At 73.1% G+C, this 11,570-nt stretch carries 8 protein-coding genes; 5 read left to right on the top strand and 3 right to left on the bottom strand.

Translation table 11 applies throughout. The features are described from left to right. Positions 1–74 precede the first annotated feature (74 nt). The 3 genes from ACFVXH_RS15980 (at position 75) to ACFVXH_RS15970 (ending at position 4,793) form a co-directional block, all read left to right on the top strand. The gene (locus tag ACFVXH_RS15980; protein WP_387823910.1) at positions 75–1,481 is read left to right on the top strand and encodes a hypothetical protein; all 1,407 of its coding nucleotides are present in this window, start codon (positions 75–77) and stop codon (positions 1,479–1,481) included. 163 nt (positions 1,482–1,644) lie between these two features. Continuing rightward, positions 1,645–3,027: a hypothetical protein gene (locus tag ACFVXH_RS15975; RefSeq protein ID WP_387823907.1), complete on the top strand. Its 1,383-nt coding sequence runs from the start codon at positions 1,645–1,647 to the stop codon at positions 3,025–3,027. Between the two features lie 152 nt (positions 3,028–3,179). After that, complete coding sequence (locus tag ACFVXH_RS15970) at positions 3,180–4,793, top strand: TolB family protein (protein ID WP_387823904.1); 1,614 nt, start codon at positions 3,180–3,182, stop codon at positions 4,791–4,793. A 201-nt stretch (positions 4,794–4,994) separates the two neighbouring features. On the opposite strand, the gene ACFVXH_RS15965 is transcribed toward ACFVXH_RS15970, so the two are convergent. Continuing rightward, on the bottom strand, positions 4,995–6,188 hold the full coding sequence (locus ACFVXH_RS15965) for a glycine C-acetyltransferase (RefSeq protein WP_387823901.1): 1,194 nt from the start codon (positions 6,186–6,188) through the stop codon (positions 4,995–4,997). A 107-nt stretch (positions 6,189–6,295) separates the two neighbouring features. Beyond that, a complete protein-coding gene (gene tdh, locus ACFVXH_RS15960; protein ID WP_049651233.1) occupies positions 6,296–7,324 on the bottom strand; it encodes an L-threonine 3-dehydrogenase in 1,029 nt (342 codons plus the stop codon). Between the two features lie 533 nt (positions 7,325–7,857). On the opposite strand from tdh, the gene ACFVXH_RS15955 reads away from it, so the two are divergent. Beyond that, complete coding sequence (locus ACFVXH_RS15955; protein ID WP_387823898.1) at positions 7,858–9,345, top strand: serine hydrolase domain-containing protein; 1,488 nt, start codon at positions 7,858–7,860, stop codon at positions 9,343–9,345. 79 nt (positions 9,346–9,424) lie between these two features. On the opposite strand, the gene ACFVXH_RS15950 is transcribed toward ACFVXH_RS15955, so the two are convergent. Next, positions 9,425–10,486: an ATP-dependent DNA ligase gene (locus ACFVXH_RS15950; RefSeq protein ID WP_387823895.1), complete on the bottom strand. Its 1,062-nt coding sequence runs from the start codon at positions 10,484–10,486 to the stop codon at positions 9,425–9,427. Positions 10,487–10,552: 66 nt separating this feature from the next. Here ACFVXH_RS15950 and ligD point away from each other — a divergent pair, with 66 nt between their 5' ends. Beyond that, positions 10,553–11,560, top strand: a complete 1,008-nt coding sequence (ligD, locus tag ACFVXH_RS15945) for a non-homologous end-joining DNA ligase (protein WP_181970480.1) — start codon at positions 10,553–10,555, stop codon at positions 11,558–11,560. Positions 11,561–11,570: the final 10 nt, after the last annotated feature.

Raw genomic sequence — 11,570 nt, 5'->3', positions numbered from 1 at the left:
CCCGACGGTTGGCTCTGCGAAAGCCCGCCGCCGGGAGGGAGCCCGGCCGGGCGATCCCAGGGGAGGAAGACCTCATGCCCACCGCACGCACCCGCAGGTGGCCGGCCCGGACCGCCGCCGTCCTGGCCGCCACCGCCCTGGCCGCCGGCGCCGCGCTGCCCGCCGCCGAGGCCAAGCCGCCCAAGGGCGACACCGCCCGGATCAGCGAGACCGCCAAGGGCGAGCAGCTCGACGGCCCCTCGACCGCACTCGGACTGAGCGAGGACGGCCGCTCCGCCCTGTTCACCTCCGCCGCCACCAACCTGCTGCCCGGAACAGGCACCCCGAACTCCGACGAGGTCTACGTCCGCAACCTGCGCAACGGCCACGTCGAGAAGGTCAGCGTCGCCGACGACGGCTCCCCGCTGAACGCCCCCACCACCGACGCCTCGATCAGCGCCGACAGCCGGTACGTGGCCTTCAGCACCACCGCCACCAACGTGGTGCCCGGCCAGCCGGCCCACCCCAGCGACGTCTTCGTCCGCGACCGCTGGACCGGGCACACCGAACTGGTCACCGCCGCCGCCCTGCCGGGCGCCGAGGACCAGAGCGGCTTCGGATCCACCAGCCCCAGCATCAGCCGGGACGGCCGCTACGTCGCCTACGTCTCCAACCGCTCCGACCTCGCCCCGGGCCCCGTGCGGCGCGGCAGGAACAACATCTACGTCACCGACCGCTGGACCCGCACCAGCCGCCTGGTCACCGTCGGCGCGGACGGCGAGCCCGCCAGCAACTACTCCCTCGATCCGATGATCAGCGCGGACGGCTCCGCCATCGCCTTCACCTCCCGGGCCGGCAACCTGCTCCCGGAGGATGCGGCCACCCCCGCCGGCCCCGGTTCCGACGAGACCGGCTCCGACGCCGGGTCGCCGGGAGTGACCGGCGGGCCCATGCACCACCCCTCCTACGTCTGGAAGGCCGCCACCGGCACGATCGTCGCCGGCAGCGTGGACGGCACCGGGCAGCTGAGCGGCAGCAGCGACGGCCGGATCAGCCCCGACGGCCGCTACGCCGTCTACAGCGTCGCCGTCTACGGCACCGGCCTGCCCGGCCACGGCGGCGTCCGGCTGGACGTGTACGTCCACGACCTGGCCACCGGCAAGGTCACCGAGGTCAGCGCCGGCCTGCCGGGCACCACGGCGAACGGGTCCTCCTCCGGCGCCGTCATGACGGCCGACGACCGCTGGGTCTACTTCGACTCCTCCGCCGGCAACCTGCTCCCCGACGACGTCAGGAACCAGAGCAGCGTCTACCGCCGCGACCTGTGGACCGGCCGGATCGAACGGGTCAGCCTCACCCGGGACGGCGCGCCGAGCACCTCCCCCTCCTACAGTCCGTCCGTGGACGCCACCGGAGACGCGGTGCTCTTCACCGCCGACGACGGCGACCTGGTCCCGGGGGACACCAACGCCGTCACGGACGCCTTCCTCCGCCGCCTGTGACGGCCTGACCGCCACTCATCTCCCTTATGGCATACGACCGGTGGCGTATTTCCACCCGAGATCGCCGCCGGTCGTTGACCGATGATCCGTACGACGCTTGGCTCTCCTCAAACCGGGCCGCGGGGGTCGTGGGCCCGGGACCGCCACCAGGGGAGGACGATCCATGACGCACACACCCGCCCGACGCCGGCTCGCCCGCGCCGCCGCCGTGCTGGCCGCCACCGCCGTGGCCGCCGGCGCGGCGCTGCCCGCCGCCGAGGCCAAGCCGCCCAAGGGCGACACCGCCCGGATCAGCGAGACCGCCAAGGGCGAGCAGCTCAACGGGGACTCCGTCGCGCTCGGACTGAGCGAGGACGGCCGCTCCGCGCTCTTCACCTCGACCGCGACCAACCTGCTGCCCGGAACAGGCACCCCGAACTCCGACGAGGTCTACGTCCGCGACCTGCGCAACGGGCACGTCGAGAAGGTCAGCGTCGCCGACGACGGCTCCCGGCTGAACGCCCCCACCAGCGAGGCCTCGATCAGCGCCGACGGCCGGTACGTGGCCTTCAGCACCAGCGCCACCAACGTGGTGCCGGGCCAGGTGGTGCGCAGCAGCGACGTCTTCGTCCGCGACCGCTGGACCGGGCACACCGAGCCGGTCGGCCCGGGCGGCTCCCCCGACGGCGCGTTCTCCGCCGAGCCCTCGCTGAGCCGGGACGGCCGCTACATCGCCTACACCTCCAACCGCACCGACCTCGCCCCGGGCTCGAATCCGCGCTACTTCAGCGTCCTCGTCACCGACCGCTGGACCGGCACCACCCGGGTGGTCACCACCGGCGCGGACGGTGAGGCCCCCAACAACTCCTCCTACGGTGTGACGATCAGCGCGGATGGCTCCACCGTCGGCTTCAGCTCCCGGGCCGGCAACCTGCTCCCGCAGGACCCGGCCGCCACCGAACCGGACGCCGGCACCGACGGCACCGACGCCGGTGCGCCCGGACTGGCCAAGCCCCGCTTCTACCCCTACTTCGTCTGGAAGGCCGACACCGGCAAGGTCTCCGGCGCCAGCGTGGACGACCAGGGCTACCTGCGCGGCACCAGCATCGGCCCCCGGCTCAGCCCGGACGGCCGCTACGCCCTCTTCGGCCTGCCGGTCCACATCGGCCGGCCCGGTTCCTACCGCTACCGGATGGACCTGTACGCCCGGGAGCTGGCCACCGGCAAGCTGACCTGGCTCAACGCCTTCCTGCCCGGCACCACGACCACCGAGGGCGCCCACTACCCCGCCATGACCTTCGACGGCCGCTGGGTCTACTTCGACTCCAGCGCCGACAACCTCGTCCCCGGCGACACCAACGGCGTCAGCGACATCTTCCGCCGCGACCTGAGGACCGGGGCGATCGAACGGGTCAGCCTCACCCGGGACGGCGGGCAGAGCAGCACCGGCTCCACGGCCCCGTTCGTCGACTTCGCCGGCGACACGGTGCTCTTCACCGCCGGTGACGGCAACCTGGTGCCGGGCGACACCAACGGCGCCGCGGACGTCTTCCTGCGCCGCCCGTGATGGCCTGATTCCCTTGCGGCATACGTCTGTTGACGTATTTTCAGCCGAGATCACCCGAGGACGTTGACCCCCCTGCCCTCCCGACGGTTGGCTCTGCGAAAGCCCGCCGTCGGGAGGGAGCCCGGCCGGGCGATCAGAGGGGGGAAGACCTCATGTCCCGTACCACCCGGACGACCCGCAACCGGTGGCTGGCCGGTGGCGGCGGCATCCTGGCCGCGGCCGCCGTGCTCGCCGTCACCGCCGCCCCGGCCCAGGCCGCCCCACTACCGCGCGGCACCACCCAGGTCAGCGTCGGGCCGAACGGCGCGGCGCCCGACAACCTGTCGACCACCCAGGGCATCAGCGCCAACGGCCGCTACGCCCTGTTCACCTCCCGGGCCACGAACCTGCTGCCCAACCCCCCGGTGGGCTGGAGCAACGCCTATGTGAAGGACCTGCGCACCGGCCGCCTCGAACAGGTCAACCTGTCCGACGCGGGCGGGGCGCTGAGCGGCTCGACCGACCAGGCCGGGATCAGCGCCGACGGCCGCTACGTCGTCTTCGACAGCGAGGACGAGAACGTGGCGCCCGGCGCGCAGGTCAAGAACCGCACCGAGGTGTACATCAGGGACCGCAGGACCGGCCGCACCGAGCTGGTCAGCGACAGCCCCACCAACACCGACGCCGACCAGTACCACGGCTCGTACAACGCGCAGGTCAGCGGCAACGGCCGGTACGTCGTCTTCGTGTCCTCCCGGAAGGACCTGGACCCGACCGTCGTGGAGGAGCCGGAGCCCGACTCCGGCACCGCCCCCTCGCTCGCCAGGCCCTACACCTGGAAGATCAACGTCTACCTCACCGACCGCTGGACCCACACCACCCGGCTGGTCACCCGCGACGTGCACGGCAAGCCGGGCGAGAGCACCTCCTTCCGGCCGACGATCAGCGCGGACGGCCGCACCATCGGCTTCGGCTCCATCTCCAACCTGCTGCCGGACGAGCAGGCGCCCGGACTCGCCGCCGCGACCACCGCCTCGGCCGCCGCTCCCGCCGACGTGGACCTCACCCCGAGCGCCGCCGAGGCCGCACGCCAGAACGTCCCGCAGAACGCGGCGCAGCCGACCCTGGCCCGTCCGAACGCCGCTCCCTACTACACCTACGACGTACGGTCCGGGAAGATCACGGCGGTGAGCGCGGGCCTCGACGGCCAGATCGGCAGCGCCAGCTTCGAGGCGACGATCAGCCCCGACGGACGGCACGCGGTCTACACCCTGGCCGAGCCCGGCGGCTCGACCGGCGGCCACCGCTCCCACACCGTGCTCTACGTCCGGGACCTCAAGAAGGGCACCGTGACGAAGGTCAGCGGCGGCCTGCCGGGCACCAGCTCGGTCGGCTCCTCCGACCACGGCTCGATCACCGCCGACAACCGCTGGATCTACTTCGAGTCCGCCGCCGACAACCTGGTGCCGGGCCCGCAGCACCCGGGCTGGGACGTCTACCGCCAGGACCTGCGCACCGGCCGCACCGAGCGGGTCTCCACCGCGCCGGACGGCTCGTTCGGCAACGGCTCGTCGCGGGACCCGGTCGTGGCCGCCTCGGGCCGGACCGTGCTGTTCGACTCGACCAGCGGCAACCTGGTCGCCGGCGCCGACGGCCCGGCGGCGGAGGAGAACACCCAGGTGTTCGCCAAGCCCGCGGGCCGCCACCAGGGCCTCGACGCCGCCCAGGACGACGACGGCCAGGGCGACGACCAGGGTGACGGTCAGGGCGAGGGCTGGGACGACTGACCGGCCGCCGCCCGGGAACCGCGACGGGGGCGGGACGTCGGCCGGGCCGGCGTCCCGCCCCCGCAGCGGGAGGGTGGGGCAGGTGGTCTCTGGTCCCTACGGCACGGGGCGGATCGATTCGCCTGCGCCGCACGGCGGTTGGTGAGCCCGTGGGCCGGTCCGATTCCGAGCGGTCCGGCCCACGGGCGGCCTGGGTGGAGGTCAGTCCTCCAGGGCGGCGCGCGCGTCCACGAAGGCCGCGACGGCGCGCTCGACGTCCTCGGTGGAGTGCGCCGCGGACAGCTGCACCCGGATCCGGGCCTGGCCGTGCGGCACCACCGGGAAGGAGAAGCCGATCACGTACACGCCGCGCTCCAGCAGCAGCTCGGCGAGCCGGCCCGCCTTGGCCGCGTCGCCGATCATCACCGGGGCGATCGGGTGGTCGCCGGGCAGGATCTGGAACCCGGCCTCGGTCATCTTCGCCCGGAACAGCGCGGTGTTGGCCGCCAGCCGCTCGCGCAGCTCGGTGGACTTCTCGACCAGGTCGAGCACCTTGAGCGAGGCGGCCGCGATCACCGGGGCCAGCGAGTTGGAGAACAGGTACGGGCGGGAGCGCTGGCGCAGCAGGGCGACGATCTCCCGGCGGGCGGCGACGTAGCCGCCGGAGGCGCCGCCGAGCGCCTTGCCGAGGGTGCCGGTGATGATGTCCACGCGGTCCGTCACGCCGTGCAGCTCGGGGGTGCCGCGGCCGTTCGGGCCGACGAAGCCGACGGCGTGCGAGTCGTCCACCATGACCATGGCGTCGTAGCGGTCGGCCAGGTCGCAGATCTCGCGCAGCGGGGCGACGTAGCCGTCCATCGAGAACACGCCGTCGGTGACGATCAGGCGGCGGCGCGCGTCCTGGGTGTCCTGGAGCTGCTTCTCCAGGTCGGCCAGGTCGCGGTTGGCGTAGCGGTGGCGGCGGGCCTTGCTGAGCCGGATGCCGTCGATGATGCTGGCGTGGTTCAGCGCGTCGGAGATGACGGCGTCCCGGTCGTCCAGCAGGGTCTCGAAGACACCGCCGTTGGCGTCGAAGCAGGAGGAGTAGAGGATCGTGTCCTCCTGGCCGAGGAACGCCGAGAGGCGGTCCTCCAGCTCCTTGTGGACGTCCTGGGTGCCGCAGATGAAGCGGACCGAGGCCATCCCGTAGCCCCAGCGGTCCAGGGCGTCCTTGGCGGCGGAGAGCACCTCGGGGTGGTCGGCCAGGCCGAGGTAGTTGTTGGCGCAGAAGTTCAGCACCTCGCCGGGCAGGCCGCCGGCGGTCACGGTGACGGCGGCGCTCTGCGGGGTGCCGATCACCCGCTCGGGCTTGAACAGCCCGGCCTCGCGGATCTCGTCCAGGGTGGCGGCGACGTCGGCACGCACGTTGTCGAACACTGCGGTCTCCTCAATCAGTTCGGCGGGGCGGTTCGGCGGGTTCGGCGGGTTCGGCGGGTTCGGCGGGGGAGCTTCGGCGGGGGAGCTTCGGCGGGGCTGAGCCGGGCTCAGGCGGTCCAGTCGAGGATGATCTTGCCGCAGTTGCCGCTCGCGGCGTCGTCGAAGGCGGCCTCGAAGTCGGTGGCGGCGTAGCGGCCGGTGATCACCGGAGCGAGGTCCAGGCCGCCCTCCAGCAGCACGGACATCGCGTACCAGGTCTCGAACATCTCCCGGCCGTAGATGCCCTTGATGGTGATCATCGAGGTGACGATCGAGGCCCAGTCCACCGGGAACTGCTCGGCGGGCAGGCCGAGCATGGCGATCTTCCCGCCGTGGGTCATGTTGGCGATCATCGACTGCATCGCCTCGGGGCGGCCGGACATCTCCAGGCCGACGTCGAAGCCCTCGCGCAGGCCGAGCTTCTGCTGGCCCTCCTCGATGGTGTGCTGCGAGACGTCCAGCGCCAGCGTCACACCGACCTTGCGGGCCAGGTCGAGGCGGTACGGGGAGACGTCGGTGATCATCACGTTGCGGGCGCCGGCGTGCTTGGCGACGGCGGCGGCCATGATGCCGATCGGGCCGGCGCCGGTGACCAGCACGTCCTCGCCGACCAGCGGGAAGGACAGCGCGGTGTGCACGGCGTTGCCGAACGGGTCGAAGATCGCGGCCACGTCCAGGTCGACCGGCACCCGGTGCACCCACACGTTGGAGGCGGGCAGCGCCACGTACTCGGCGAACGCGCCGTCCCGGTTCACGCCCAGGCCGACGGTGTTGCGGCACAGGTGGCGGCGGCCGGCCTGGCAGTTGCGGCACTTGCCGCAGACCAGGTGGCCCTCGCCGCTGACCAGGTCGCCGACCGCGATGTCCGTGACACCGGCACCCAGCTCGGCGACCTCGCCGACGAACTCGTGGCCGAGCACCAGCGGGGTCCTGATGGTCTGCTGCGCCCAGCCGTCCCACTTGCGGATGTGCAGGTCGGTGCCGCAGATGCCGGTCCGCAGCACCTTGATCAGCACCTCGCCGGGGCCGATCTCGGGCATGGGGACGTCCATCAGCCAGAGCCCGGGCTCGGCCTGCTGCTTGACGAGTGCCTTCACGGCGGCTCCTGACGTGCGGGTGGGACGGCCTGCGGGTACGGGGGCAGGCCGAGGAGGCCCGGTTCGGCCGCTCCTGGCGGACGCGCTCCGGGCAGGCAGAAATCTGCCTGGTCGGAGGGGGTGCGGTCCATCGAGGAATTCTTAAGGGCGGCCACAGCTGGGCTGAACGATCGTGCCCGAGCGGTGGTCGGCGGCGGGTGCGCGGGCGGGCGCGGCGTGCCGGTGCTCACCCGTCCGGCCGAGCGCGGGCCCGGCGCCGCGACCCCGCGCGGCGGCCGGCCGGCCGACCCGCCCCGGGCCCGTACTCGACCCTCGGAGTGGACGACCACCGGCCGCCAGCCGGGCGGGGCACTCGGCTGACGGTGCTCCCGTTCGGTCCAGTCGGCCGCCGACCCGCGCGCGGCGGTACGAGGCGGGTGCTTACGGTGACGACGTTCCCCCACGGCCCCGTGGAGCAGCGCTCCGGCCCGGCCGAGCCGCGCTCCGGGGCCCTTCGCCACGGGGCCGTCCGCCCCAGAGAGGCGCCTGCGCCGATGACCGACACCCGACGGCCGCGACCGTCCGTTCCCCGCTCCGTTCGCGTCCCCCGCCCCGTCCGGGCGGCCTCCGCCGTGCGGGTGGCCTCCGCCGCCCTCGCGCTGACCGGCCTGCTCGCCGTCTCCGCCTGCTCCGGGGAGTCGAAGCCCGCACGGCAGGCCGGTCCGGCGGTGACCGCCGAACCGGCCGCGCTCAGCCCGTCCGCCACGCCGGGCGGCAGCCCCTCCGGCGGGGTGGTGCCGCTCACCCCGGCCGTCACGACCCAGCTGGACGACGCGATCAAGCAGGTGATGGGCCAGGTCGCCATCCCCGGGGTGATCGTCGACTACGCCACCCCCGACGGCAGTTACCAGCGCGCCTTCGGCGTCGCCGACAAGGACGCGGGGACCCCGATGACCCCCGACCTGTACATGCGGATCGGCAGCGTCACCAAGACCTTCACCACCACCGCCGTCCTGCGGCTGGTGGACCAGGGCAAGCTGGGCCTGGACGACCCGGTCTCCAAGTACGTCCCGAACGTGCCCGGCGGCGACGGCATCACCCTGCGCCAGCTCGGCGACATGCGCAGCGGCCTGTTCAACTACACCCTGGACTCCGACTTCCAGCAGGCCTTCTTCAACGACCCGAGCCGCCCCTTCACCCCGGACCAGCTGCTCGCGTACGCGTTCAAGCACCCGGCGAACTTCCAGCCGGACGCCCAGTTCGAGTACTCCAACACCAACCTGATCGTGCTCGGCCTGGTCGTCGAGAAGGTCGGCGGGCAGCCGCTCCAGGACTTCCTGAACCAGCAGGTGTTCACCCCCGCCGGGCTCACCAAGACCAGCCTGCCGACCGACGCCGCCTTCCCCGACCCGCACGCCCACGGCTACACCAACCAGACGCTCACCGGCGCGGTCGAGGACGCCACCACCTGGAACCCGTCCTGGGGCTGGGCGGCCGGCGCCGCCATCTCCACCATCGCCGACTTCCGGACCTGGTCGAAGGTGCTGGCCACCGGCGAACCGCTGCTCAAGCCCGCCACGCAGGCGGAGCGGCTGAAGACCAAGGCCACCGGACCGACCCCCGACCTCGGCTACGGCTTCGGGGTGTTCACCACCCACGGGTGGATCGGCCACAACGGCTCGCTGCCCGGGTACGAGAGCGTGGTGCTCTACCTGCCGCAGGCGCAGGCCAGCCTGTCCATCATGCTCAACACCGACATCCTGCACGACGGTTCGGAGCCCTCGACGTTCGTGGCGCGGGCGATCACCCAGATCGTCTCGCCGAACAACGTCTACACGCTGCCCACCCCGCCCGCCTCGGGCTCGGCCTCCGCCTCCGCCTCCGCCTCCGCCTCCGCGTCTGCGTCTGCGTCTCCCACGGCCTCCCCCACCGCTTCGCCCTCGGTTTCCCCCACAGCCTCCCCGACCACCTCCCCCACGGCCTCGCCGTCCCCGACGGCCTCGCCCACCGCGGGCGCCACCGCCACGCTGCACATCTCCTGACCCACCCGCTCCGACCGTACGAGAGGCCCGACCCGGCTCACCGGGTCGGGCCTCCGTCACGTCCTCGGCCCCCCGGTCCTCAGATCCCCAGCACCCTGCCGAGGTCGTACGAGACCGGCTCCTCCAGCTGCGCGTAGGTGCAGCTCTCCGGCGTGCGGTCCGGGCGCCAGCGGCGGAACTGCGCGGTGTGCCGGAACCGGGTGCCCTCCATGTGGTCGTACGCGACCTCGACCACCCGCTCGGGGCGCAGCGCGATCCAGGAGAGGTCCTTGCCGCCGGTCCAGCGGCTGACCGCGCCGGGCAGCCGGCCCTCGGCGTGCGCGGCCTCGTCCGCCCAGCCGCCCCACGGGTGCCGGGACAGGTCGTCCATCCGCAACGGGGCCAGTTCCTCGGCGAGTTCGCGGCGGCGGGCCATCGGGAAGGCGGCGCAGACGCCGACGTGCTGCAGCCGGCCGCCGTCGTCGAAGATGCCGAGCAGCAGCGAGCCGACCACCGGGCCGCTCTTGTGCTCGCGGTAGCCGGCCACCACGCAGTCGGCGGTGCGCTCGTGCTTGATCTTGTACATGCTCCGCTCCCCCGGCCGGTACGGCTGGTCCAGCGGCTTGGCGACCACCCCGTCCAGCCCGGCGCCCTCGAACTCGGCGAACCAGGTCCGGGCGAGGTCGAGGTCGGTGGCGGCGGGGGCGGTGAACACCGGGTCGGCGGCGTCGGCGAGCGCGGCCTCCAGGGCCGGGCGGCGCACCGACAGCGGCTCGTCCACCAGGCTCTCGTCCCCGAGGGCGAGCAGGTCGAAGGCGACGAAGGAGGCCGGGGTCCGCTCGGCGAGCAGCTTCACCCGGCTCGCGGCCGGGTGAATGCGTTCCAGCAGTTCCTCGAAGCGCAGCCGGCCGTCCCGGGCGATCACCACCTCGCCGTCCAGCACGCAGCGCGGCGGCAGCTCCCGCCGGAACGCCTCGACCAGCTCGGGGAAGTACCTGGTCAGCGGCTTGCCGGTACGGCTGCCGAGCTCCACCTCGTCGCCGTCGCGGAACACGATCGAACGGAAGCCGTCCCACTTGGCCTCGTACTGCATCCCGGGCGGGATCTCGGCCACCGACTTGGCGAGCATCGGCGCCACCGGTGGCATCACGGGCAGGTCCATGCGAACGATCCTCGCCCGCTTCGCCCCGGGGCGCGCGCCGGGCGCCCGGCCCTTAGCGTGAAGGGCATGGGCTCAGCCGTGGAACTGGAAGTCGCCGGGCGCACCGTCCGGCTGTCGAACCCGGACAAGGTGTACTACCCCGAGCGCGGCTTCACCAAGCTGGACGTCGCGCAGTACTACCTGGCCGTCGCCGACGGGGTGCTGCGCGGACTGCGCGACCGGCCGACCACCCTGCAGCGCTTCCCCGACGGGGTGGACGGCGAGTTCTTCTACCAGAAGCGCGCGCCCAAGGGCCTGCCGGAGTGGCTGCCCACCGCCCGGATCGAGTTCCCCAGCGGCCGCTCCGCCGACGAGATCTGCCCCACCGAGCCGGCCGCCGTCCTGTGGGCCGCCAACCTGGGCTGCCTCACCTTCCACCCCTGGCCGGTGCGGCGCTCCGACACCGGCCACGTCGACGAACTGCGCATCGACCTCGACCCGCAGCCCGGCACCGACTTCCACGACGCCGTCCGCGCCGCCCACGAACTGCGCGCCCTGCTGGAGGAGTACGGGCTGCGCGGCTGGCCCAAGTCCTCCGGCGGGCGCGGCCTGCACGTGTACGTTCCGCTGGTGCCCGAGTGGACCTTCACCGACGGGCGGCACGCGGTGATCGCCCTCGGCCGGGTCCTGGAACAGCGGATGCCCGGGAAGGTCACCACCGCCTGGTGGAAGGAGGAGCGCGGCGAACGGATCTTCGTCGACTACAACCAGATGGCCCGCGACCGCACCATCGCCTCCGCCTACTCCCTGCGCGCCCGGCCCCGCGCCACCGCCTCCGCCCCGCTGCGCTGGGAGGAGCTGGACGACGCCGCCCCCGAGGACTTCGACCTGCGCACCGTCCCCGCCCGCTTCGCCGAACTCGGCGACCTCAACGCCGGGATGGACGGCCAGGCCTTCCGTCTGGAGCCCCTGCTGGAGCTGTACGACAAGCAGCTCCACGACGAGGGCCTCGGCGAACTCCCCTACCCGCCCGACCACCCCAAGGCCGCCGGCGAACCCACCCGGGTGCAACCGAGCCGGGCCAAGAAGAAGTAGGACGCTCCGT

Origin of the sequence: Kitasatospora sp. NPDC058184, from assembly GCF_042883725.1 — a bacterium.
Classification (GTDB): Bacteria; Actinomycetota; Actinomycetes; order Streptomycetales; family Streptomycetaceae; genus Kitasatospora.
Note: the sequence above shows the minus strand (reverse complement) of the source record. Positions and strands in the feature narration are given on the sequence as shown.

Coding starts and splice junctions, on each gene's coding strand:
- ACFVXH_RS15980 (WP_387823910.1), top strand. CDS start 75: ATGCCCACCGCACGCACCCGCAGGTGGCCGGCCCGGACCGCCGCCGTC.
- ACFVXH_RS15975 (WP_387823907.1), top strand. CDS start 1,645: ATGACGCACACACCCGCCCGACGCCGGCTCGCCCGCGCCGCCGCCGTG.
- ACFVXH_RS15970 (WP_387823904.1), top strand. CDS start 3,180: ATGTCCCGTACCACCCGGACGACCCGCAACCGGTGGCTGGCCGGTGGC.
- ACFVXH_RS15955 (WP_387823898.1), top strand. CDS start 7,858: ATGACCGACACCCGACGGCCGCGACCGTCCGTTCCCCGCTCCGTTCGC.
- ACFVXH_RS15950 (WP_387823895.1), bottom strand. CDS start 10,486: ATGGACCTGCCCGTGATGCCACCGGTGGCGCCGATGCTCGCCAAGTCG.
- ligD (WP_181970480.1), top strand. CDS start 10,553: ATGGGCTCAGCCGTGGAACTGGAAGTCGCCGGGCGCACCGTCCGGCTG.